Source organism: Pseudomonas sp. PMCC200344 (assembly GCF_030053095.1).
Lineage (GTDB): Bacteria > Pseudomonadota > Gammaproteobacteria > Pseudomonadales > Pseudomonadaceae > Aquipseudomonas > Aquipseudomonas svalbardensis.
Genome location: NZ_CP125618.1, coordinates 4,146,016 through 4,169,541, shown reverse-complemented (window position 1 = coordinate 4,169,541; position 23,526 = coordinate 4,146,016). Strand labels below are relative to the sequence as shown.

The 23,526-nt window shown below is 52.7% G+C and carries 19 protein-coding genes; 7 read left to right on the top strand and 12 right to left on the bottom strand.

Translation table 11 applies throughout. From position 1 onward, the window contains the following. Positions 1–45 precede the first annotated feature (45 nt). On the top strand, positions 46–1,581 hold the full coding sequence (locus QFW87_RS19060; RefSeq protein WP_283188545.1) for an NADH-quinone oxidoreductase subunit L: 1,536 nt from the start codon (positions 46–48) through the stop codon (positions 1,579–1,581). Further along, the gene (locus QFW87_RS19055; protein ID WP_283188544.1) at positions 1,578–4,034 is read left to right on the top strand and encodes a DUF2309 domain-containing protein; all 2,457 of its coding nucleotides are present in this window, start codon (positions 1,578–1,580) and stop codon (positions 4,032–4,034) included. Before QFW87_RS19060 ends, QFW87_RS19055 begins: the two co-directional genes overlap by 4 nt. Positions 4,035–4,613: 579 nt before the next feature. Here the strand turns inward: QFW87_RS19055 and QFW87_RS19050 are convergent. Continuing rightward, on the bottom strand, positions 4,614–4,856 hold the full coding sequence (locus QFW87_RS19050) for an AbrB/MazE/SpoVT family DNA-binding domain-containing protein (RefSeq protein ID WP_283188543.1): 243 nt from the start codon (positions 4,854–4,856) through the stop codon (positions 4,614–4,616). 65 nt (positions 4,857–4,921) lie between these two features. Further along, entirely contained in the window at positions 4,922–5,203 is a 282-nt protein-coding gene (locus QFW87_RS19045) for a hypothetical protein (protein WP_283188542.1), read from the bottom strand. Between the two features lie 385 nt (positions 5,204–5,588). On the opposite strand from QFW87_RS19045, the gene QFW87_RS19040 reads away from it, so the two are divergent. The 3 genes from QFW87_RS19040 to QFW87_RS19030 all read left to right on the top strand — a co-directional run bounded on the left by QFW87_RS19040 (position 5,589) and on the right by QFW87_RS19030 (position 9,096). After that, positions 5,589–5,804 (top strand): hypothetical protein, encoded by a 216-nt coding sequence (locus tag QFW87_RS19040; RefSeq protein ID WP_283188541.1) that lies wholly within the window; start codon positions 5,589–5,591, stop codon positions 5,802–5,804. A 215-nt stretch (positions 5,805–6,019) separates the two neighbouring features. Then, on the top strand, positions 6,020–7,639 hold the full coding sequence (locus QFW87_RS19035) for a dsDNA nuclease domain-containing protein (RefSeq protein ID WP_283188540.1): 1,620 nt from the start codon (positions 6,020–6,022) through the stop codon (positions 7,637–7,639). Further along, positions 7,636–9,096, top strand: a complete 1,461-nt coding sequence (locus QFW87_RS19030; RefSeq protein WP_283188539.1) for a DEAD/DEAH box helicase — start codon at positions 7,636–7,638, stop codon at positions 9,094–9,096. Before QFW87_RS19035 ends, QFW87_RS19030 begins: the two co-directional genes overlap by 4 nt. Here QFW87_RS19030 and QFW87_RS19025 read toward each other — a convergent pair. Continuing rightward, positions 9,050–10,000, bottom strand: a complete 951-nt coding sequence (locus tag QFW87_RS19025; RefSeq protein ID WP_283188538.1) for an IS481 family transposase — start codon at positions 9,998–10,000, stop codon at positions 9,050–9,052. The genes QFW87_RS19030 and QFW87_RS19025 overlap by 47 nt on opposite strands. A gap of 89 nt (positions 10,001–10,089) precedes the next feature. On the opposite strand from QFW87_RS19025, the gene QFW87_RS19020 reads away from it, so the two are divergent. Beyond that, positions 10,090–10,863 carry a hypothetical protein gene (locus QFW87_RS19020; protein WP_283188537.1) on the top strand — a complete coding sequence of 258 codons (774 nt, stop codon included), beginning with the start codon at positions 10,090–10,092 and terminating at the stop codon, positions 10,861–10,863. 229 nt (positions 10,864–11,092) lie between these two features. Here the strand turns inward: QFW87_RS19020 and QFW87_RS19015 are convergent, their stop codons facing one another. From QFW87_RS19015 to QFW87_RS19005, 3 genes are all read right to left on the bottom strand, one after another. Beyond that, positions 11,093–13,063, bottom strand: a complete 1,971-nt coding sequence (locus QFW87_RS19015; protein ID WP_283188536.1) for a hypothetical protein — start codon at positions 13,061–13,063, stop codon at positions 11,093–11,095. Between the two features lie 236 nt (positions 13,064–13,299). After that, complete coding sequence (locus QFW87_RS19010; protein ID WP_283188535.1) at positions 13,300–14,412, bottom strand: hypothetical protein; 1,113 nt, start codon at positions 14,410–14,412, stop codon at positions 13,300–13,302. Between the two features lie 54 nt (positions 14,413–14,466). Then, positions 14,467–14,898: a pyrophosphatase gene (locus QFW87_RS19005; RefSeq protein WP_283188534.1), complete on the bottom strand. Its 432-nt coding sequence runs from the start codon at positions 14,896–14,898 to the stop codon at positions 14,467–14,469. Positions 14,899–15,091: 193 nt separating this feature from the next. On the opposite strand from QFW87_RS19005, the gene QFW87_RS19000 reads away from it, so the two are divergent. Further along, positions 15,092–17,680, top strand: coding sequence for a hypothetical protein (locus QFW87_RS19000; protein WP_283188533.1), 2,589 nt, complete (start codon positions 15,092–15,094; stop codon positions 17,678–17,680). A gap of 1,190 nt (positions 17,681–18,870) precedes the next feature. On the opposite strand, the gene QFW87_RS18995 is transcribed toward QFW87_RS19000, so the two are convergent. From QFW87_RS18995 to QFW87_RS18970, 6 genes are all read right to left on the bottom strand, one after another. After that, positions 18,871–19,236: an MbcA/ParS/Xre antitoxin family protein gene (locus tag QFW87_RS18995; protein WP_283188532.1), complete on the bottom strand. Its 366-nt coding sequence runs from the start codon at positions 19,234–19,236 to the stop codon at positions 18,871–18,873. A 313-nt stretch (positions 19,237–19,549) separates the two neighbouring features. Continuing rightward, entirely contained in the window at positions 19,550–20,239 is a 690-nt protein-coding gene (locus tag QFW87_RS18990) for a hypothetical protein (RefSeq protein ID WP_283188531.1), read from the bottom strand. A gap of 97 nt (positions 20,240–20,336) precedes the next feature. Further along, on the bottom strand, positions 20,337–20,843 hold the full coding sequence (locus tag QFW87_RS18985) for a hypothetical protein (protein ID WP_283188530.1): 507 nt from the start codon (positions 20,841–20,843) through the stop codon (positions 20,337–20,339). Positions 20,844–21,040: 197 nt separating this feature from the next. Continuing rightward, positions 21,041–21,511, bottom strand: coding sequence for a hypothetical protein (locus QFW87_RS18980; RefSeq protein ID WP_283188529.1), 471 nt, complete (start codon positions 21,509–21,511; stop codon positions 21,041–21,043). Positions 21,512–21,747: 236 nt separating this feature from the next. Further along, positions 21,748–22,335 (bottom strand): hypothetical protein, encoded by a 588-nt coding sequence (locus QFW87_RS18975; protein WP_283188528.1) that lies wholly within the window; start codon positions 22,333–22,335, stop codon positions 21,748–21,750. A gap of 90 nt (positions 22,336–22,425) precedes the next feature. Beyond that, positions 22,426–23,127, bottom strand: a complete 702-nt coding sequence (locus tag QFW87_RS18970; protein WP_283188527.1) for a hypothetical protein — start codon at positions 23,125–23,127, stop codon at positions 22,426–22,428. Positions 23,128–23,526: the final 399 nt, after the last annotated feature.

The window sequence follows — 23,526 nt, the reverse complement described above, 5'->3', positions numbered from 1 at the left end:
ACTGGATAAGACTAAATCTGCCGATCACCCTTGCGAGTTTCTTTGATGCCATTCTTGCTCCCCCAACTGAGTACCATGCTGCCCTGGATCTACGCGCTAGCTCTGTTACCAGTGGCACTCGGTAAGGCGACGGTCGGTCGTCTCTGGTGGTCAGCACGATTGGCCGGATATGCGGGCTTTGCGCTGGTGTTAACAGCTTTGTTGCAAGCAGCGCTGGACGGGCGTGAAAACGACCGTCTGGGCTTGGCCATGGCCACACTGATAAGCCTACTGGCACTGGTCATCATCGATTTCTCATGGCGCTACCTGGAAGGTGAACAAGGGCAGCGCCGATACCTAATGTCGCTGCTCAGCACCTTGGCTGCAGTAGCATTGGTGGTCACATGCGATGATCTTTATGTGCTCGTCGGTGCTTGGATCATCTCCAGCCTAAGCCTGCACTTGCTGCTCACCTTCTATCATGACCGCCCAATGGCCCAAGTGGTGGCCCATAAAAAGTTTCTTGCCAGCCGTCTGGCGGACATCTGCTTACTCATAGCTACTGTATTGCTGGTGCAGGCAGCCGACGACAGTAACATCGCGATTATCCTCCAACATGTCGCAGCGCACCTGCAGCTAAGCGGTTCTCTGAGCTGGGATCTACAGTTGGCGGTAGTGCTGCTGATTCTGACAGTTATTCTCAAATCTGCACAACTGCCTGTACACGGCTGGCTAATACAGGTGATGGAGGCACCGACACCAGTCTCGGCTTTGTTACATGCGGGTCTTGTAAATCTTGGGGGCTTTGTGCTGCTGCGTTTCGCACCCTTACTGAATGCCGCACCGGTGGCTCAGACGTTACTGGTGGTAATAGGTGGGCTGACGGCTTTGCTTGCAAGTCTCGTGATGATGACCCGTATCAGCATTAAGGTTCGTTTGGCTTGGTCAACCTGTGCACAAATGGGTTTCATGCTGTTGGAGTGCGGTCTGGGCTTATACGAGTTGGCGTTTGTGCACCTTATAGCTCACTCGCTTTATAAGGCTTATGCCTTCCTCAGCGCCGGTGAAACGGTCGCGCAGGTAAGGCGTATGGCACTGTATGAGCGGCGCCCGCCAGCGGCGCTCTCGCAGATACTTCTGGCACTGTCCATTGCGGCATTATGGGTGGGTTTGCTGCATTTAGTGTGGAGCCAACTGCTACCGACACATGAGATCCCCCTAATGGCACTTGCTGTCCTCGCTATCGGCCTGGCTCCGTGGTGTATCCGCCTGAGCGGCATTCTGCACAATTTGGGCACGCTCACACTGTTGCTCGGAATTTACCTGGTGTGGCATGTATCCGCCGGAAATGTACTTGGTGCGAGCCCTTCCCCAAGTGCCCTCCAACAGTATCTGGCATTGATAGCGATACTGATGTTCCTCCTCCTCTACTTGATTCAAGCATTGATTTTGGCAAGGCCCCAAGGAGCGCTGGCGCGGCGACTATATCCCTTGGCTTTCGCCGGATTCTTTCTAGATGAACACTTTACCCGCCTGACTTTCCGCCTTTGGCCAGTACGCAGTCAGCAGCGGCCCATACATGCGAACGGAGACAGCCTATGACCGTGCTTGAACACTCTGCACCCATTGATATAGATGCTCTCCACGACATCGCCTTGCAGGCTTGCGAACGTATAGCCCCAGCTTGGCCGTTGGATCGCATGATCGCGGTTAGTCCGCTCTGGGAGCGCCGCGATCAACCCTGGGCAAAGGTGACCGAGGAGCTCTGGCGACGCGCAGGGAGCCGCATGACCCTATCTCCTGCGGACTATCGCCTCGCTTGGCAAGAAAAACGTATAGCCGAGCGCCACCTCTACTTGTCCCTGTCCGAAGCTTCTCTTAACTGGACGCCGACGCAACTACTACAGTTCCTGGATGAGCCGCTTGATAGTTTCCAAGGTATGCCGCTATTAGAGGATATGGCAAACACAGACATTACGTCAGCAGGTTGGCCCGCACTGATAACTCATCAGATTAGCCAGTGCTGCGCCTCTTGGTTCGATGAGGATCAGGCCGATTGGTGTGCGACTAAACAGGCGGGGCTCTATCAGGCTTGGCGTGAGTCAATGTTGCAAGATCGCGGCTTAAGTGTACTTAGCGCTTGCCGATCGCTAGGTAAACGGATTGGTGAACTACCACAGCACCCGGAGGATGCCATTGCGGTAGCGGTGCAACATTTGGGCATTGCTAAGGATGAGTTGGAGGAGTGGTTCGATTGCCTGTTGCTGCGTAGCCTCGGCTGGGCTTCTTGGTGCGCCTACCGGCGCTGGCAAGCACGCCTACAAGGTAGCGATGATCCGATTCTGCTTGAACTGCTGGCAATTCGTGCAGCTTGGGAGTGGTTGGTGGACGACCGCAGGCGCGATGCCGAGAGTTGCTGGAGTGACTGGCGCAAGTCTTGGCAGGTAGGGCGAAAAAAGGCTCCGACCGCAGCTTGGCAGGCACTACAGCTTTGGCAACGGGCAGAAGAACTGGCTTGGCAGGAGCAGCTGCAGAGTATGATGCGAAAACCCGCAGCCTCCGTGACCGATAGCACCGCGCTTGCGCGCGTTTACTTCTGTATAGACGTGCGATCCGAGGTGGTGAGAAGAGCACTAGAACAGGCTTGCCCGCAAGTGCAGACCGGTGGATTCGCCGGTTTTTTCGGCATGCCTATTGCCTATATGCCCCTAGGTACAAATGCCTCGCGTCCACAACTACCCGGATTGCTTGCTGCGCAACTAACGGTCACTGACAGCAGCGGCGATGCCGTCTGTGACCGCGCCTTGGCCAGCAAGCGCAAAATGCGTTTGGAACGCGCCGGTCGTTGGCAGCTGTTCCAGCGTTTGCCTGCATCAACATTTACTTTGATTGAAACGCTGGGATTAGGCTACGCGGGCGCGCTGCTTGGGCGCGCCTGTGGATTGCTGTCCCGCCCATCCGCGCCTGATCATAGTGCTTTGCGACCGCATGAGTGGCAACAGCTGAAGCCAACGCTACCGGAGCTTCCTCTAGGACAGCGCGCCAAATTTGCTGCGAGCATCTTGCGTGCAATGAGCCTGACTCGCGACTTCCCGCCTATAATCCTGCTGCTTGGACACGGTAGCCAGAGTGCCAATAACCCTCAGGCAGCCGGGCTAGATTGTGGTGCGTGCTGTGGCCAAAGCGGCGGGATCAACGCCAGACTGGTGGCGGACATGCTCAACGATGCAGGAGTGCGCAGCGCTCTCCGCGAACAGGGTATCGACATGCCTGTGGCTTGCCGAGTGCTGGCAGGGCTGCACAACACCACTACAGACGAAATTCAGGTTTTTGAGAGCGAGTCGCTTCCGGATACATTGAGACCAACTTGGCTGACGTTGCGCCAGGCCCTCGATGATGCCAGCGTACTTGCCCGACGCGAGCGCGCCGCGCGTTTGGGATTAGCACACCTGTGCGGGCATCCGGCTAAGCTACTAGCAGCCCTTCGCAGACGCGCAGTCGACTGGGCGCAGACCCGTCCTGAATGGGGATTAGCAGGCAATGCTGCCTTTATTGCTGCCCCACGATCACGAACGAGGGGACTGAATTTGCAGGGGCGGTCATTCCTGCACGATTACGACTGGCGACAAGATGAAGGGGGGCAGGTGCTGGAGCTGATCATGACGGCCCCCATGGTGGTTGCGCACTGGATCAACATGCAGTACCTGACCTCCACCACCGACAATCTGCGCTTCGGAAGCGGCAACAAGGTTCTGCACAACGTCGTAGGTGGATGCATTGGAGTGTTTGAAGGCAATGGCGGCGATCTGCGTGTCGGTCTGGCAAGGCAATCATTGCATGACGGCGAGCGTTGGATACATCGTCCATTGCGTCTGAGTGTAGTAATCGAGGCGCCCCAGAAAATGATCGATAAAGTTCTGTCTGAGCATGCAGTGGTTAGAAATCTTGTGTTGCACGGATGGCTCTACCTACTGCGTACTGACAGTGCATGCACTGATATGATGGAGCGGCGTACTGCCGAGGGCTGGCAACTTTTGGAGCAGGATTTTATATAAAGTCAGGCAATGTAGCTGCAGCCTTTGCACAGAGATGATTAGCTTATTTTTACCTTGCGTTACCTACTATGCTAAATGGCTTTACCTAGGCACTCATAGGTAGGTAACGCCTTTCCGAAAATGTCGTGGCTATTCGTCCAGCACGTCGTATTTCTTCGGCAGTTGAGCGTTTGAAAGGTTACAAACTAGGCTCGACCAACGCTGATGGTTCAAACCCCTTAGCGCTTGTTCCCGCCTGATGTGATGCAGTACCTGCCACCTCTCGGGCCAATGCATACACTGCCTGAAGAACAAGGACAGGAAGAGCCATATTCAGGGGCAGGTCTACGAGCAGGTTGCGGTGCAGGCCGCACTGGTTTCGGCTGAGATGCAATTTAGCAATTAGATCCGCTGCAAAGGTTTTTAGACGAAAGCCACTTAGCTGGCTGACCATCAATGCTTAGGCGACTTGTTAGGCTTTGGAGATAAAGCTACTACGGCTATCGCTTCTTCGGGCTTAAGCCCGGCTCGACCCCAAGTCTTCACATACCTTGGTCGAGTCACTCCACACTTGGCCCACCTCGACGCATTGCAGCTGCCTCATTTCTCCGGGGCGTTACCAAGCCGTGCGCTATCCCAGGCTTCAGTGAGCTCGTCTATTCGATCCGCGATTTGAGGCTTTTTTGATAGGACAAGGCAGCGCGTGTTGCCGACAAATTCTTCTATCAGATACACCGCGTCGCCAACATCGAGTTCAAGCTCCTGCAGCGCCTCATCGGGAATTCGAATCGCACCGTCACCATCCCATTCTTCGATGATGATTTTCGTAGGTGGATTTCTCACGTGTGGTCTCCATCGATTCTGATTCTGCAAGCTGTTCAATACCTGTGGCCTCACGGCGGCAGGTTTTACAGATCTGGATAATCATCAAGCTTAAGGCTAGGATTCCCCGTGTCTAGAGGCTCGCGTTTAGGCGTATTTACCATTCCAGCTTCAGCATCTGCACGCATTTGCTCGAGCTCTTTGTGAAAAGCCTTGTCCTGAACCGTGGGTTTGCTGGTGTACGGTTTGCGCTCTGGTTCAGGCTTTGCTGCATAAGTCGTTAACGCGTCTGGGTCGTGCTTCAGCTTTTCTTGGACTTGCGATTCCAGCAACGCACGTAGCGCGTCTTTGTCGGGACGGGTCAGCAATTTGTTACTCCTGGTTGGCGGTCAGTGATTGGCTCATTGGATGGTGAAAGACGGGAGTCCAAGCCCTAACTGTAACCGCCTGCGGTAAATGACTTTATAAAGTTTGAAAATAGCAAAAACAGGACGCATGCCTCAGTCTTTGTCGGTGCCGGCCTCGGTTTGCCAAGTCGGCCCACGATAGACTGAGGGTTGTGCCGCGCGCCGATTGCGTCGCAGTTCAACGACGTGTACAGCATCATGAGCGTATAGGGAAATTGACACCTCATGGGGCACCCTCCAGCTAGCCTCAGCCCGAGCCGGTAATTAAAACCTGTTCGTACAACTGAAACACTGACGAAACATTCCGGCTATATGATTCGCCCACCGAAATCTAGGAGGGTTGGAGATGAATCGGCCATCAAGAAGCATGCGCAAACTGCTCGACTCCGTCGCCACCAACAATGAGGCTGCGGCACTTGATGTGATGCGTGCTGCTGAGCAGCTCCAGGACGAGGTGCTTCGTCAACGGTTGCTGAAGCTGATTCACCGGCTTAACCAGGATGCCCATGATTTGCGTATGGCACGTGACAATCTCCAATGCGGAGCCATTAAGCTCGCGTGATCGGTTTCGCAGGAGATCTGTTCGATCCTTCGGGCCAACGAGTCATAGGGCGCAGGTTAGGCATGACAATTGCTCTACCAGGACTTTTGCGCTGAGAGTCCGATTGCTGATTGGATAAGGTCAATATCGCGATAGTTGGCTAAACGCCACTAATCGTATGGACGGGGCGCTGCGATTGCCATAGATTCCAATCCATCTATGCCATGGAAGTCGAGATGGAACCTAATGACGCTGGCGGAGTAGCCGCCAAGCACGGCTTCATCTTCCAAGATTGTGTTGCCGCTTTTTACGTCACACAGATGTTGCGTGACAAGTCTATCCAGCGTGTCCGGTGTGAAGTTACGGACGACATCGATGTCGTCTGCGATGACTTCGTCGAATTCGTACAGGTGAAAACCACCTCTAAAACGCATTGGGCAAAATCCGATCTGGTCGTGCTCACTACGAGCACCGGAAAAACAAAAAAAATCCCCTTTAGCTCCATTCTTCACAAATCCATGCAGAGTGAGCCTAGCCTTACCGTTCCGAGAAAATTTCGCATCGTCACGGAACACCCAGTCAATGTGACCCTTGAATATTTGCTGATCAATCGCAACGATCGGACGGGGAAGCCGGGCCGCGAGGACTTGATAGACTACCTGAACTCGAAAACCTCAGACTATTGCGCTCCAAGTGGCGTGGACGTTGAGACGTGGGTTGATGCAGCTTGCTGGGAGGTCTTCCGTACTATGCGGGAGATTGAGTTGCTCGGGGTAAGGAACATACGCCTAGCTGCACAGGATCTCCACGGGGTAGGGCTCAGTACAGAGTCGTGTGCAGAGGACATCTGGCGAGGGATTTTGGACACGGTCACGCGCAAGGGGGCGTTGTCCCGCAGGATCAACTCCGTGGATGAAAAGTCATACCTTCGGGCGGATTTGATGACCTGGTTCAAAAAACTGGTTGATGACGATCAGAAGCGCGCTGGTCGCAAGGTTTACGTCAAACGCGAATTGCCGCACATACTCGTTCCATTTCGAAGTCCTCTCGCGTCACCGTGTGCCAAGAGAAACGGTCGTGTGCTCCATCAGCAGTACAGCCTTAGACGCTACCGCTATACGCACATCGTCGACAATGTGTGCAAATGGCTTGATGAAGTTTTTCTTCGTCCTAAGGAGCTGGCAGACATCCACAAGCTGTCTCTCGTTGAGCAAGGGCAGCGTTTAAAAACAACTGTGTTCGCGTCTTTAACAGACGTTCGCTCTTTTCTAGGTCGAGTGCTTCTCCATGCCACGATACGCCAAGTGCATGAGAGCCAGCCCATCCCTTGCCTGCTTTATCTAGACGGGGACGATGAAGAAAAAATTCTTGAGAACGTGCATATCGTCCGTCGTGATCCAGAGGGTGATCAACTTTGGGTCGGATTCAGTGAGTTGGTCTCAGCGGCCAATATCAAGACGCGGCTACCGGAGATCCGAGACCAGCTATACGACGAGATCTCAGAGTGTTTCAACAACGCCAGGGGCAAAATCCTCGACATTAAGGATGATGACTACCTGTTACGGCATGACATCGATGTCATATTGGATGAGAGCAACCCCTTCGACAAATACCTGGATCGGTTCAGGTTTGTGCTGTTCGTAGGATACGACTCGTCCCTGCTCACTGACCCTGAGACATCTGACCACGAGGATCATCTAGAGCAGGAAACGGCCGCGCTCTTCGAGGCGTTTGCGGATGACCTACAACATGACTCGCCGTTCGCGGGGCTCACGATCGATGTTTTTATCTATCCGACACCGAGCTTAGAAAAGTTAACCAAGATGGTTGAGGAAAAGGTCAGGGAGGCCGTATGACTGACATTTACGATGCAGCGAAGCTTAGCTTGGGCAGCGAGGGATTTTCTGCATTCCGTTACTTGGCTGCGATCAATTTCCTCCTGTCTAATCCGGTGTCGACCCCTCAGGGGCGCGACCTGACTATCCGGGCACTGGATGCCCGCGAGAAATTCACAGACCATGTCGGCATTCTGCGCAACATGGTCAGGAAAGCTGGATTATTTCCTTACCTCAAAAAAGAGTTCTCAGCGTTGACACCCGGCGATCGAGTAGTGCTCGATCTCTATCGGACGCCGTTTTCCGAAGATTTCGTATTCCATTCCATGCAGTTCCACATCTTTGATCTGCTTAAGGCGGGCCGCAACGTCGTTCTCAGTGCCCCAACCAGTATGGGCAAGAGTGCGATCGTCGATTCCCTGCTTGGGCTTGGCCGCTTCAAGCGTGTGGTCTTGGTGGTACCTACGGTTGCTCTGGCCGACGAGACACGTCGGCGTCTTCAAGATCGGTTCGGTGCTGAATACCAAATCATCCATCACAGCTCACAAGAGTGCCGCTCTGATTGGGTCGTGTACGTCCTGACCCAAGAGCGGGTTAACGAACGGGCTGATATCCAAGGCATCGACCTGTTTGTAATCGACGAATTCTACAAGCTGGCTTTTCGTCAGCTCAAAAACGGTGAAACTGACTACAACGATGAACGAGTTATTGAGCTCAATATCGCTCTGAGCAGGCTCTTGAAAGTGTCTAGGCAGTTCTACCTCACCGGCCCCTTCGTAAACAGCATTCGCGGTCTGACTGAGCTTGGCTACGAACACACGTTCATCTCAGCCGATTTCAACACGGTCGCAGTGGATGTACAGACGTTTGGCGTGGATGCAAACGATGATGACGGTAAGCTTGCGGCGCTGGCCAAGATCGCACCGCATTGCAAGGGGGCCACGATTATCTACTGCAAGTCCTCTGGAGTCGCCGGGAGAGTGGCCCGTGAGCTCATCCGATTAGGGTACGGTCAGGCATTCAAAAGTGCGCACATCGATTGGGTCGCCGAAGAATTCGATCCGGAGTGGGACTACACCTATGCGCTCAAGCACGGAATTGGCCTGCACTTCGGCGGTTTACCCAGAGCGCTTCAGCAATACACGGCAGATCGATTCAATGCCGGTGACATTCGATTCTTGCTGTGTACCTCGACCATCATTGAGGGCGTGAACACAGTCGCGAAGAACGTTGTTATCTATGACAACCGTGATGGTACTCGTGGCATCGACAAATTCACCCACGGCAATATCAAGGGGCGCGCGGGCCGTATGGGCGTCCACTTCGTAGGTAAGGTGTTCTGTCTCGAAGATGTGCCCGAGGACAATCTAAACCAGGAGGTAGATGTACCTTTGGGTGTCCAAGATTCGGACACACCACTCAACATGCTGGCTAGCTGTGTAAACCCACCACGTTGTTCACGGATGCTATTCGGCTAATCGGTGGCAAATAACTCAGGCTGGCATGCGGGCGATGCCAGTTGTACTCGTGCAGCCACGATGTCAGGTAGGTCGCACGTTGATCTGAGCTTTCGTAACTTCTGGCATAGGCCCATTCGCGCAGAGCGGTTTGGATAAACCGCTCTGCCTTGCCGTTCGTGCGCGGCGTGTAAGGTTTGGTATAGATGTGTTTAAGCCCTAGCCGCTGGCATAGACGCTTGAAGCGTCCGGACTTGTAGCAAGGGCCGTTATCGGTCATCACCCGCTCAAAGCAAACGCCAAGGCTTGCGTAGTAGCGCAGGGCCCGAATCAGTGCGAGGCTGGCGCTGCGTCCACTTTGGTCTGGGTACAAGCCGCTGTGTGCCACTCGACTGTTATCGTCGATGGCAACATGGGCGTATTCCCAACCGACATGGTAAGAGCGGCCCTTTAGGCGGTCTCGCGTCACTCGATGACCTGGTTTGTTAAAGCGCCCCAGCTTCTTGATGTCCAGGTGAAGCAGGCCTCCGGGCTGAGAGTATTCGTAGCGAATCACCGGCGGTGGCGGTTCTAGGTATGCCAAGCGGTTGAGGCCGTTACGGCTCAATAACCTGCCTACAGTGCTGTGTCCCACCTTCAAGTCCTGGCTGATCTGGCGATAGGTTTTTCGCTGGCGACGTAGCTCAAGCACTTGTTCCTGGCACTTCTCTGGAAGCGTGTGCGGACAAAACTTGGGGCGGGACGAACGATCCTGCAGTCCTTCCTTGCCTTCAACTCGATAGCGATTAAGCCACTTGTAGGCAGTGCGAACACTGACTCCTTGGGACTGAGCTACCTCAACAGGTCTTAGGCCTTCCTCAAGGATTCGTTGAACAAGAAGGGCTCGACCGGAAACGGTTAATCGGGCATTTTTATGAGTGTTCACTCGGGGCCTCCGGATGCTTGGTTTGGTTCGCACCTCCAATTTCCCGGAAAAGCCCCGAGTGAACAACCTACAGAGAGATCACAGCTAGCGTGCAGCCTGATCATCTATCTGAGTATTCTCAGGAGAGATTTGAAGAGGCATTTGCGCAAGATCATTTCTCCATTGAGCTGGTGAAGAAGCATTCCTTCTTCAAACTGGAGCAGTTCGAACAATTGTACAGCTTGCTTGAGATGCTAGGGGAAGAGGAGTTCGAGTCTCTCGTCTTCCATTGGCTGCCATCCGCCGAGTCCCTGAAGACCTTTGCCAAAGTCTTATCCCGGATTGTGCCCAAGGCGTTTACTAGGAATGGAGTGCAGACTCGAACCACCGAGGTGATCGTTGCAAAGCTGGCCGGTTACCTGAACGCGGGAAGCTATTCGGATTATCTGAAAAGCCAGATTGACTATGCCAAGCAGCGGATCGAGCAGGGTGAAGAAGCCACCCTCTCAACCATGCTAAACAACGACCTAAAGTTAGTGACCAACACCTTCGGATACACCATCCCGAAAGTGTTGGGACTGCTGGAAGATGTCGTTCGCTTGCGTGCAGCGAAGAAAAACATTCGGGGCAAGGTCGACTACGGCCATCTCAGAATGATCTTTGAGAACCTTCACCTACCACCAGGCGTGAATGCGTTGGAGGAAATTGGCATTCCTGTACAGACGTTGCACCGTATCGCGTCAATGGTGGAGTTCCCGCTGGAGGTGGGCGTTGATGGCTTGGCCGAATATCTGCGAGCTAATGTGGATGCATGGAAGGATATTAGCCACGTGGATCAGACATTTGTAAAAAGGGCTTTGGGGATCGCTCAGGACTTCGCTTGATGGATAGTCGGCACTATGGATCGCAAGCGCGCATGAGTGAAAATGCGGACTCGTTGCCCTTGCAGAGTAACCGACCGTCGAGCATGCCTTTAGGCGGGTGCCTGCCTATTCGGCAGCAACTCCGTAATCTCACTCACCGGCAGAATCGGCAGGCGAGTTGGGAGTCTTAGATAGCCCGACCTCTCTCGAGCGCAACGATTGCGTGACGCTCGAGAGAGGTTGGGACAAATCAGCCGATCTGTTTTTTTGCCAAGATCAACATACCCAGAAGTGCTGAGGGCTCAGACGTTCTAGATGCTCTCTGAAAACTTTCTTCCAGTAGTTCGTTCATGTCCTTTGTCGCCAACCGCAGTCTGCCAATCGCAATAGCTGCGGCAAACTCTAGGGCAGCATCGCCATATTCTTCATTACAACGTATGAACACCTTCGACAAAAACTCCCGCATGAGCCTACTCAGCTCTGGGCTAGCCGAGTAGTCCAGTTCAGAAGGAAGGCTCGCCCTGACCAAGCACGCCTGGAGAATTGAGTCGTTGAATCGTAGGAAGCATTCGGGGCCGAGTACTACCGACTCATAGCCATTTGGGCAGAGTCGTAAATTGGGGTTCTCATGCTCCCGGGCATACTGAAGCACAGCCGATAATGTGAGGTACACAGCACTCTGACTCACTTCCTCGTACCGGCCGGCAATTTCAGAGTCTTTTTTGAAGAAGAGGAAGCCCTCCGATAGCTTCAAAGGCTCGCCTCTGGGCGAACGCAGCAGGGTTTGCCGAGCAGCCTCAATCTCCGTTGTTGCCAGGTCTACCGACTGGGTGACGATGCTAGGATCAAGATTAGTCCCTGTATGCAGCTCGTCTGCTGTGAGAGTTTGCGCCTGCGAGCCCATTAGCGTCAGGTGCGACCAAAAACTCTGCTCGGTGTCATCTCCAATCGGCATATTTAGCCAATTGGAAAACCCGTATAGACGGTCAGTCGGGTTTCGGGTCAGAAAGATCTCAAGCTGTTTCCAAGAGCCAGCGCTTTGAGGGATCCCAATCGGTGTCACATATTGCCTAGGGACATTGCTCAAGACACGAGTACGTAGGTCTCGACTAATTTCCCTGAGCACCCCTCCATCTCGCGATACCGCTGAAACCACTACAACCCCTGTGACATTCGCACAGTCGGTTGTCAGCAGATCGTCAGACGCCACAAGCTGTATAGTCTTTTCGCTCTCGATTTTTTCCCTGAGTTTTTTGACTATTTCTTGCGCCAAGCGTAACGAGCTTTCATCGTTCGCATGAATCACCATGTTGCTTACAAGCGGGAATCGCCAGTTGATTTCATCATCAAGCCATTCCTTGAAGCCGGGATTTTCCAACACAGGTCTAGGATCGAGCTGAATGAGCTTGGAGCGCCCGCCATCCATTCGAGAGTTGAGCGGCGGTATATTAAACCCAAAATGCTCATGAATCGTATCCAGTGTTTCTGGGGCGTGTTTCACGCCTATCACGACGGCCCTGGGGGGTTTAGCTTTGGAGGAAAAGTTTTCGCCGATGATTTCTATCAGCGTTCCTTCCTTCTCATTGAGCTCAGGCAGACTTAGACCCATGGCGTTCAGCGAAACCAACACATCTCCATCACGGCCATGTTTTTTGACATCCACCAAGGTCAGGATGCAATCCTCTGAGAACCAACGCTCTTTCATCTTGGCTGCCATTCGTCCTGAGGTGGAGGCAGAAACAACACAAAAGTACGGGATGCTCGGAGGGTTCAGCTTTTCCAGTTCGTCGTATGAGTGAAAACTCTGTATCTCTGCGTCTCCGCCACAAAGATTCAAAGCGTTTTTCACAAAGGTATAGATACCCATGGTGTCTATGAAAATCTTTTTGGCGATGCGAAGCCTTTGGCCATAGCGTTGGGCAATGCAGTAACCGATCACGAATAGTTCGGCCTCACCACTGGCGATATCTCTAGCCTGGATGAAAACCCTATTTTTAGTGCCTGATGGGTGCTTGAAAATGTGGCCAGAGGGAGCCCTGTGAATGGCGTTGTTTTTCTCAAGTAGCGAAAAGACTCCCCGCTCCAGTAAGTAGGGGGCCGAAAACTCGAAGGTCTCTCTTGTGGCTCCAAGCGTGTGGCTTATGAAAACTGGGTATTGCCACTCGTTAAACACGTACTGGCGAACGAAATCTATCCTTTGCTTTTCTCCGCGCTTGAGCATGGTAGTGCGTTGCGGGCTATCGGACGCCCATGCCTCTTGGAATGCGCGAAGCTGGCTACTGTCTCCGAAAATGTAAACGCAGTCGGGAAGGTTTGGTTCGCCTTTCAGCGCAGAGTCAACGTCCGCATATACGTTGCTCGGGCTGAGGTCGCAGCGGTTATAGCAAATGCTTAACACCTCAATCGAGCCTTGTACTGGGCAATGCTTCACGTGGAGCCATGAGTAAAATCTTTCCATTATTCTGCCCTCAATGGCACGAGGATCGACACTACAGCGCCCTGTACCGGAGCAAGAGGGGAGGGAGTCCAGTCCTCAAAATTGAAATGATCTCTCTGCGTGTCACCTTGAGTAAATACGTTGAAGACAGAAAGACGCCCTGACCTGATCCTAATCAGTCCCCCAATCTTGCTCAGTTCGCTGAGAACCAGCGGCAATCCCTCCCCTGCAGCGTCTTCTTGCTTGGAGGAGACATTGTGTTGCAAGCATTCAAGTAGTGCGTTTTTTTCATCTTCAATCGTCATATCGCTGACTAATTTGCCGGTGTAGCGACTGACGAGACCAGGCCCCGAGTCGAAGTAGCTGATCTCAAAAACACGTAGGCTTGTTAGCCCTGAATTAGTCGCACCAGCTTCTGCAGTCCAGTACGCTTTCAGCTTGTCATTGCCAGAAAAATCTTCGGAAAAAAGCTCTTCGCTCAAGCGCGTCCAGCCCAGGATCAAACCTTCAACGTGGGCTAGATAGGGGTTACCTTCGTGATCGGTAGTCGCGTGATCTTGAGTGTTCTGAAGAAGCTCGCTTGAGAACGAACCCAATGCATCGATGAGTGATTCCGGAACGCTCTCACGGCTCTGCTGGTTGACATATGTGACTAACTCAGACATCGACTTGCGCATTTCCTCGTGCTCTTTCGCAACCTTGGGAGCGGTGAATAGCGGTCGCAGATATTGCACTTTCGACGCGGCAACGCAGATAAGATCCAAGGCTCGGCCTCGGATAACTTCCCGGAAAATACCTGCATCCGTGTCCTGCATTTTTGCTGCTGCCGCTTTGAGGACATCCCGCCGATCAAAGAGTTGTTCACCTAGCCGAATTCCTCGGGTCAATCGCGCCCCCGCGATGCCAGGTGAGTAACTGCACATAGCCTCCATGGCGTCGTCTGGAGCCGCATTCTGATGAACGTCTAGATACCCACCCCTTAGTCGTTGCCGCGCCAAAGTAACGATCATCTGGAGTCTCGATGCATCGTACATGGGGCTATGGCGGGCTTTGAAGAAATCTAGGGGGAAGACAAATTTGTCGTCTTCCGGCTGGCTGTACATCTGAGAAATCGCGCGCTCGATGTCAGCCAAGCTACGGCATCTACCTACATGAATTGTGGCCAACGAATCACCTCAACGAAGAAATCATTTCTTAGGTGCATAGCCTGCGAGAAGCTCTTTGATCCGAGGTTCTGGCTTCCAATACGCAGGGCCTTTCAGGAATTTTCCATTCTCGTCGTAAATGGGCTTTCCGTCAGCACCAAGCTTGCTCTCATTGCTGTCCATGATGACGTCCAGAACCTCTTCAAGAGGTATCCCATATTTCATGGCCTCTGAGCGACAATAGACGATCACGTCGCCCAGCAGATCCGCTATCGCGACCTGTACGTCCAGAGCAGAAGCTCCTTCTTGGATACTGCCAACGATCTCATCAATCTCATGAACTTCATCCAGCAGGGTCTTTTTGAATTTCAACAAGCGCTCGTCAGTACCTTCAAATAGATGAGGTACATCGTGTACCGGCAGCTTGTACATTTCATTCATAGACTGAATTCGATCGCGGAACGTCTTCGCCATCCGTATTTCTCCTTCGGTAGGTTTGCGCGGCTGCGGGTGACACTACGCTTTTTTTGAGAGGCAAAGCAAACCTTCGGCTAGTGCCGGCACGGCATTCGAAAATCCCCTGAGATGGCTTGGGATAGCGGGTCGCAGAGACTGACGTGTGGAACTACGCTCTGGGCCATATTGCAGTCTATGCGAGGAGACGGGAATGTCAGATGAGCTTGGCGAGGAACTAGCAGGACGAGTGAGATCCCGGCCACTACGGGTAGCCTTTCTCGTTGAGCCGAACGAGTATGCAGAACTCATGCTGGATGGAATATTTGCTGACTGCTATTCGCGATGGGGTGGGCGATTCAGTCTCATCGTGCCGTGTGCAGATGGTCAAATCATCGCTGGTTACTGGCAATGGTTGGAGGCTTTTGATCCGGACATTGTTTATTCCTATGTCGATTTGGCCGCAGAAGCAGTTCTTCAAATTCATGAGCGCCTAGTCCCAGGCGACTACATCCATCACCGCTTGGGCAACGAACCGAGGCTAGATCTACAGGGATTTCGGCCACAGTATCCTGCGGCTCTCTCCTCACTCTCTACCGTATTTCGTCTTGCTCGGCACAGTCCATTGGCAGCGGGGCCAAAAATCAAGATTATCGACAGTTGGCATACGGAAAGGCCGAGTCGATTTTTGACAGACAACTTCGGTACCTACCACACGAGTGCGGCTACGGGCATATATCCAAACGATGCTAGGTCAACAGCTGGTCTGCTGACGATTGTCTCGGAAGATTATTTTCAAAGACGTGAATTCGGAGTACCACGTGACCTTGACCGTGTCGCGTCCGAGGAAGTGGCCTTTGCTGAGTTTGTAGGTGGGCGGGTTACGAGCATAAGTATGCTGTCGTCGATGTACGCAACACGCCTTGAGGTACGCGACTATCGATGGAGTGATGGATTCAATTTAGTGATCGGTGACTCATTCGAGGACAGGCTAATGTTCTGGAATGCGAGGCTGCTAATTCCGTCTTGGCTCGATAACGACTTGTGCTGTTTCCGTATGACGCTCGATCAGCTGAAAGATGATGACATGCTTTACCAGCTCGTTCAGCTGCTTAACACTCGCAATCACGTGCATGGCGTCGGAGGAGGGCAATCGCAGCTTCGGGTACGCTCTGCGTCACACACTATTGATGAGCTTAATAAGGTACTTGAATTGCTCCGAGCAGCAAAAGCATGGAGCGCTCATGGGCCAGCTGCGGTCATTGCCGGTGGGCATGTCATTCCGAGCGAAGAGTCGCTAAAACAAGCTCGTGAGGTGGCTCAGTTCTCAGATGGATTTAGATTTGGAGACCGGCATACGTTTCGCTGGAAGCCACCGGTTGCTTATCCGCCGGCAAAGGAGCCGGAGCATTTGAGGGATGCGCCACCCGGTCAGGTTTTCGCGCTTGGCCTCTGGGCGCTCGATTTAAGTTTTGAGTATGATCAGGATAAACCGAGACTCGCTCAGGACAACGTGTGGATGCTGCCGAAGAGGTGGCGCATGGCGGATGCCTTTGTCGCGAAATTCATAACCAAAGGATTCGCACAGAACAATCCTTCGCCTATGTGTCGCACAAGTAGGCACGGCAACCTGACCATATTTGCTGGCTTCAACCGAGAGCTCGAGTCAATAACCGTTCCTAGTATTGGTCAGGCTTTCAGGAACGCGATGTGCCTCGATTCCGCGACGAGGCATGCCGGCCCCGACGATCCACCTTGGCCACTAAAGAAAACAGCATGGATGAAAGCCTCAAACGAGAGTCCCCATCTAACGGGCATTCTTGGAATGACAGGAGGTCTGGCAAGCGCTAAGAGCTTGCTCTTGCATCCGTTCTTGCAGGATGTTTTTGCTAGTTTAGGTGGAGCCCCCAACCTCGCGGACTCAGACGTTAAGGCCACCGCGAACGCGCTCGCAAAGCGTGCGAAAGGACGACCGGTTTTCGATCTTCAGCAGGAAAGTGAACGTGAAACCCTCGCCGCGCTGATCGTGAAAGCCGCGCAGTCAATCAAAGCCCCTCGAATGCACGTCTCACTCGATTACTTACGAACCTGTTGGAAAGCACACAGAGAGCGTTATTGGGCGGGGCACCCGTTCCCTAAATTGCACATCGAAAAGGACGATATAGATTGGGATGGAATGGAACAGCGGGCGATCGATGATCGACTCGCTGAAATGAGGACGCGGCGGATGCTCTTTCAAGGATACCCTTGGAGCTGCGACACCTGTCAGCACCGTAATTGGACTGATTTTCAGGCGTTGTCGCCTGCGCTCGTGTGTGATGTTTGTAGAACCGAAACGGAGTTGCCCGTCGGGTTACCCTGGCATTTTCGACCGAATGAGTTCCTCATTGAAAGCCTTCGCTCTCGCAGTGTTTTGTCACTCGTTTGGCTCCTGTCGGCTTTGAGTGATCGAGCGAGCTCGTCGTTTATATATCTTGGGCCTACTTGCTTTGGTTATTCGCCCGACTCCAGAAATCCAGATGTCGAAGCGGATCTGCTTGCTGTCGTTGATGGTGAATCCATCCTCTGTGAGGTGAAGTCGGCCTGGCGCAGTCTGCGGGCCGCTCACATTGAGGACTTTGTTCACCTTGCGAAGCGACTTAGGCCGGATCGGGCTATTTTGGCAGTCATGGAAAAAGGTAGTCGGCTCGATGAGGAAATGCGAACGGCTGAGACTGCTCTGAAGGCGGATGGCATTCAGTTCGAGTTGCTAACACTCGAAAATTACAGCGTCGAAGACGATCCATACCTTCATGGCCGCTGACGAGTATTGGGAATAACCGTCCGCGCAGACCGCATGCAAGGGCAAGACGTAGATCATGGGCTCCTGGACAAGTCCTGGCTCAAATCGTGGCACAGGCCTTGGCGCGTGAATTTATCAGCAGGCTATTTGAGTGGGTCTTTCGACAGCTGAAGGACTGATGACGAGGTGCGATGTGGTGCAACACCGATGAGGCTTACAGCGAAGCTGATCTGCAGCGGCAAGTCAGCCGTATTATCGCCTGTGAGCCGGCCTAAGAGCTTTCAAAGCTTGATGTTGTGTCCTTTGCGGGGATGTCCTCAAGCATTCCCTGAGAAGGTCTTCTGGGCCAGTTGCCGGAGCAACTGCTCGCGCATGTCTTCGATCTCCAACTCACCGTCGATATAGCGTTCGAGTTGCGCCTTTTGCGTTGGGGAGGGGCGATAACCTTCAAGGGCCTGGCAGCCTATCTACAACGTTGCGGACTGCAGTGACCTCGTAATCCAAAACGTACTGCCTCAGCTGGATCTACCCCGTCATGGAATGTCGCTTGCGGAAGCCCAAGCTGCGCTGAGGGCTTTCCTCAGCAGTATCGAAGACCAATGGAGGTCTGCTCGGACGCTCCAGATTGGGACTGGGGATTTTTTCTGCCAGCTAGCATATGTGGATCACAAATGGCCAAGCCATGTGGCGAACAGGCCTACCAATCTGATCCGCTTGTTCAGGCATTTTGAAGCCGACAAAATCGGTGACTTTGCGCTTCCCGAACTTCCGCATCATGCCTTGCTCGATGCGCGGCTCCTTGCCCATATTTACCAACGCTTGGTAGCAAGCCGACAGTCGCCGTGAGCATAGAGGACATGAAGGACGCTGAGCACGGTGCCACGGCTGTCCTGCTATCGCTCCTTCGAGCCTTGGCTCGGCTGCGTGGACACTGAATGAGCTGTATGGTCATCGCACGAATCGCTTAAGTGACTGTCGACTCGCTATCACTTTCTCTCGAATCTCGTTGGGATCAATCGACATGCCGCCGTCAGGTGTCACACGCAGAGATTGCAGATTGTTGAGGGCAGCTATGAACGCCCGATCTCTGGCTTGCTCTTGGCCAGATCTGTTGTCTCGACAAACAAGTCCTATCAATCGACCGAACCACTTCATGCAGCACTCCTGATTTCGTGTTCCATGGCAGCATTTTCAGCGATGTGCAGGAGTTATTAAATGAGTGAGCGAGTAACAGCCAGATATTGGACGACCTGCTCCAGTCCCGTTCGGCATGCGATGAGATCACGTGGTCGACCACTCAGACCACGATTCTTGCTGCTTAGCCAGATCTTTGCATATAGCTCGGTTCCTACAAGCTCGAGCAATGACTGATACAACTCAACAAAAAGCAAGGCTCGGCCCCACGCTTCAGTGCCAGGTTGAAGCAGTTCATGTCCGTGGCGTAGACGCAGCACAGTGGAAAACTGCTCGCTTAGGACAGCTGATAGCTCAGTTTCATCAAGCGACAGCCCTTCGCCAGCCCGGATAAAAGCTTTGCCAAGTACAGCATTTGCAGTGCTCGATTCGCCTGATTTCATGCTCCATCATATGATCTGTGATGGCCTAGTTTAGCAATCCATCTTAATTGAACAGTATGGGCCGCTTCTGACCGGTGAACGGCTCCAACAACCATGCGATCAATGGTCTGTAACGTAACTTTATGCGCTGTAACACTGCTTACGTTACAAGGCACAAAACTACGTTACAGATCCCAGAAGGCGAGGGGGCGAAGGCAAGCGGAGCGCGCAGGCGTGCGGATGTAAGCCCGTAGGGCCAAGACCGGCGCTTCGCGCCAGGGCTTGGTTCACGACAGCCGTCCCCGACCAGGGGCACGCCCAAAACCATGGCCTCTCACCAGCCCGCATAATGAGTAACCATGTGGCCCCAAGCCGAAAGCGCCGGCCCATTGCTGCGAAGGATGTTCATTGCCTGGGCAGCAGGAATTTTGGTTGGACACCCCCCAGTCAGATATGTCTTATCTTTGCCCTGGCAGTACAAGTGCATGACCGTCAAAACCATGATCTGTTGCAGCGGCGACATTGCGCGATAGCTTTTGCGCATTGCTTTCAATTCTTCGGGGATGGGCTCTTCTCCGCCAGCCCAATCGAAGCCGCGAGGCCGTAAGTTGTAATGCCTGCCTGGGCTTCCATAGGCGCGTGCGACATGTTCAAAACAAGCCTCAAGCGAGTAAGCCTCTACGATGTCCCACACTGCTTGCCCAAAGATATTCCCGCGCGCTGATGCACTGGGGAGCGTAGGTATGGAAGCCCCGCAAACCATCGACAGCGCCGTAAGCTCAGCACCGTCCATGCAGGGCACTTTATCCACCATGTCGACTAACGCCCAACCGGGAAAACGGCCAGCAGCAAACATGGCGTTAACCGCTGCGTAGGCAGCAAGGGCTACTGGTTCTCGCGAGTGATGGATGTAGGCTTGGTTGGCAGTTTGAATATTCGTGAATGCCCATACACCTGCCGAAGGCTGATGGACGCCAATCTCAGACAGAAGGCATTTGGCTTGGTCAACGTAGTTGTTGTTCATGATTAGACTCCCTTTCCCCTGTTTGGTATCCCACTGCCAATGGCTCTGTTAAGGGCGCGCATGGCTTACAGTAGTTGAAGCCGTTACTCGAGTTTCATCAGCGTTGGCCCGACTCGTCACTGTCATCGTTGTCGTGAGTCCGCCAGTCGCCCGCCAAGGGTATGACTGCACTATGTTGATACCTCCCGAATGGTGATTGAGCGTCGTGTGGAGGAAGTTGGAATGAATGCCTCCGCTCCAATAGCTCAGGAAAGCGCTTGAAGACCGTCAGGTGGTGCAAGGGGATGGTTTGAATGTAGGCGAAGAGATTGCCTAGGTTGATGCTGACGCTAGGTTTTCCGGGCTTTCGAAACTCATCGCTCAGTACATGCGAGAGACTCCACTCGATCAAATTGATATCGATGTCAGGTCGGGCATCAGTCCAGGACGATGCAAGCTGAGTGGCGTGACTATAGCTACGGTAGCCTAGACCTTTAGCGAGCAGTTCTAATGCTTGGGTATGCATGATCGGTTTTAAGCCAGGCCAGGTTTTGATGAGGAAGCGAGCAGCTCTCGTCATGCCTCTATGGCGTTCAAGATCAGCGGGAAAAATGGGAAGGATCATCGCAAGCTCCGGTCGTTAGAGGTGTCGGCTGCCGTATTTTTCACGCTGCAAGATATTGTCGTACTTAACGTATGTTCCATAAGACGGGCCTCGTTTGCGGTGATAGAGTTGCTCTAAGTGTCTTGCACCTAATTCTGCTTCAGTAGGCTAGGAATTTGTTAGCGCATCAAAGCAGTGAAATGTCAGTTTTCACTTCGTTATAATTCAATATCCTCGAAGGCAAAATACATCTCCTCATAAGCATAAACTCCAAATTTTTCGGTACTCAAAATATGTGGCCCATTGAGACGAAGTACGCTATTTGTCTCCAATGACAGGAGGTCATCTGGGCCTAGCCGCTGCAACTCCCAGCTTTGCCATTGGGTTTTCAAGGGATACTCCTTCCACCGGCGATCGTAAGTCAAAGAAATCACATCAGCGTTTTTACCTTCCGGCAGAGTAGCGATGATGGTTAGTTTTTCTGGGGAAAGATGAAGCATCGAAACGGGTGATAGAAGATCACTTACCAGCGCCCGATCGATTAACTCAAAAATCTCGTACTGCGGGTTTTTGTCCCAAAGGATTGCGAACCGCTGCAGTCCTAGTTCTTGCATTTCGAGCTGCTCACTAAAGCGTTGAGGTGCAGCGTAAACGGTGTACTTGAGTTCACCATTCTTCGTGCTGACCATGTCGTACTCCGGCTGGAAGAAGCGGGAGCAGGTACGGATTGAGGGCGGTCTCTTCTGCGTAATCACTTTTTACTCCTAAAAGTGGGCAGCACCGGCTTGAGCGCTGCTAGTAAGCGGAGCGCGCAGACGCGAGGATGGAAGCCCGAAGGGCCATGACCGGCGCCTGCGCCGAGGCTTGGTTCACGACAGCCGTCCTCTGGAAGAGGCGCGTACAAGAAGATATTCGACTGCTGGCACTAAAATTTAATGTCATCATCAAATGAATCAAAATCGTATCGACCCTCAGATCCTTCTTGAGGCTCTGATCCGGAAATATTTTCAGGATCCCACTCATCCCAAAACAGAAACATATCAGATGTGAAGTCCGTAATGCCTAATACATTGTTCTCCAAGATTTCGGGAGCGTAATTTCTAAACAGCCTACAGCTCTCGACTCGATTGGTTACATCAAGATCAACAATAAACGTTGCCGTCCAGCTGTCATATAAAGCACCAGATGCGATATCCGCCCAAGCGTTTACAAACTCTTCATAATGGCCGTCGTCCAGCATGGAGTCGTATGCGATGAAAAGTGTGCCCTCAGAAGCATGTAACAGCTTTACAGGGGCTAGCACTCCTTTGATGATGCCTTCTTCGATCAAGTCGATTACCCGAGTGTCGGGGCGACCTTCCCATAGAACAGCAAACTTCTGCAAAGAAACTGCACTAAGAGGCATGGAATTAACGTCCCTTGTCTGCTGAGTGCTGAAAATAGTGTATGCACCCTCACCATGTTCATCATGGGGTTGCTCATGCTCTGTATAAAGCAGTCGGGAATAGATCATGTACGCACCTTTTGGCAAAGCTACGGTACTGACAGTGGATGTGGAATAGGCCAGTGCCGCTAACGAGGCATGCCCTTTCAGGTCAATATACTAAGCGTCAGGCTTCCGGCAGTACGCGAGAGTGCACGCGTGAGTGCAGTGATTAATACCAAGATACTCGCAAAAATTCTGCCAGTCCGCGAAATTTTGCTTTTTCAAAAGGGGTGCCTGAATAGCTCCGGACTCAGCATTAATCACTTGTGATAGATTAGGCCACCGAGCTTTGTTAATGAGATCTCCATCCGAAAAATCATCGAGAGCCTTCAGATTATATTGCTCAATCCCCAAGCTATAGGATTCCAGAATTTCTTTCGCATCCTGCCAAAAGACGTAGTCGGAGTGTCCAGAGTAGACCTCGGTACAGTTCGCAAAATCTACTGTCAGCCGAGTGTGGCTCATACACGTGACTTGTATCCACAGTGACTGGATTTCTTGGAAGGTGGCGCTTGATACTCCACTGTCCAGAAAAAGGTAGAGAGAGCCTTCGTGTACAGCGATGAGCTTCACAGCCGACATCGCTCCCAAGATGTATGCACGCTCCAGGGCCGCGCTTATATATGGATACAACGGATTCAACGGATTCAACGGATTCGAGGGATCGCCATACATGACTGCAAAGCACTGCTTGGCTGCCTGTGGCATCACCTCCAGGCTTGGGGTTTTCCACTGTAAGCAGCTAAACACCACATGATTGGGCGCGTCATGAGGTTCTACAGGATCGCATTCAGGGTGGAAAATGTCGGAAAAGGGCATGTCAGCTTTCCTCCTAGGTGTAGGTAGAGATCAAAGTAGACAGGAGAGCAGGTGTCAATGATGAAAACGACCAGTGGTCTAATTAACGTCATATAATTCAATGGCTTGGGTATCCTCGGAGCATACCCATTGAGGGTTTTCGGTCGTAAAAGTATGAATATTTTTCCTTGTTCGCGAAGAATTTAAAAGCTGTCGGTTCGGCTGCGAAAAACGGTATTGAAAGGCGTACTGCCCGCTTTTGCCTCGCCTTGATTGAATGTGATTCAGGCCGCCGTGTAAGCGGAGCGCGCAGACCCGAAGGGTCGTAGGCATGAGGTTGGAAGCCCGCAGGGCCAAGACCCGTCGATAGACGGGGCTTGGTTTACGACAGCCGTGCCCTAAGGGGCATGCCCCAGCTAT

Excerpts from the sequence above, each read along its gene's own strand:
- QFW87_RS19060 (WP_283188545.1), top strand. The coding sequence starts at position 46 with ATGCCATTCTTGCTCCCCCAACTGAGTACCATGCTGCCCTGGATCTAC.
- QFW87_RS19055 (WP_283188544.1), top strand. The coding sequence starts at position 1,578 with ATGACCGTGCTTGAACACTCTGCACCCATTGATATAGATGCTCTCCAC.
- QFW87_RS19040 (WP_283188541.1), top strand. The coding sequence starts at position 5,589 with ATGAATCGGCCATCAAGAAGCATGCGCAAACTGCTCGACTCCGTCGCC.
- QFW87_RS19035 (WP_283188540.1), top strand. The coding sequence starts at position 6,020 with ATGGAACCTAATGACGCTGGCGGAGTAGCCGCCAAGCACGGCTTCATC.
- QFW87_RS19030 (WP_283188539.1), top strand. The coding sequence starts at position 7,636 with ATGACTGACATTTACGATGCAGCGAAGCTTAGCTTGGGCAGCGAGGGA.
- QFW87_RS19015 (WP_283188536.1), bottom strand. The coding sequence starts at position 13,063 with ATGCTCAAGCGCGGAGAAAAGCAAAGGATAGATTTCGTTCGCCAGTAC.
- QFW87_RS19005 (WP_283188534.1), bottom strand. The coding sequence starts at position 14,898 with ATGGCGAAGACGTTCCGCGATCGAATTCAGTCTATGAATGAAATGTAC.
- QFW87_RS19000 (WP_283188533.1), top strand. The coding sequence starts at position 15,092 with ATGTCAGATGAGCTTGGCGAGGAACTAGCAGGACGAGTGAGATCCCGG.
- QFW87_RS18995 (WP_283188532.1), bottom strand. The coding sequence starts at position 19,236 with ATGAAATCAGGCGAATCGAGCACTGCAAATGCTGTACTTGGCAAAGCT.
- QFW87_RS18990 (WP_283188531.1), bottom strand. The coding sequence starts at position 20,239 with ATGAACAACAACTACGTTGACCAAGCCAAATGCCTTCTGTCTGAGATT.
- QFW87_RS18985 (WP_283188530.1), bottom strand. The coding sequence starts at position 20,843 with ATGATCCTTCCCATTTTTCCCGCTGATCTTGAACGCCATAGAGGCATG.
- QFW87_RS18980 (WP_283188529.1), bottom strand. The coding sequence starts at position 21,511 with ATGGTCAGCACGAAGAATGGTGAACTCAAGTACACCGTTTACGCTGCA.
- QFW87_RS18975 (WP_283188528.1), bottom strand. The coding sequence starts at position 22,335 with ATGATCTATTCCCGACTGCTTTATACAGAGCATGAGCAACCCCATGAT.
- QFW87_RS18970 (WP_283188527.1), bottom strand. The coding sequence starts at position 23,127 with ATGCCCTTTTCCGACATTTTCCACCCTGAATGCGATCCTGTAGAACCT.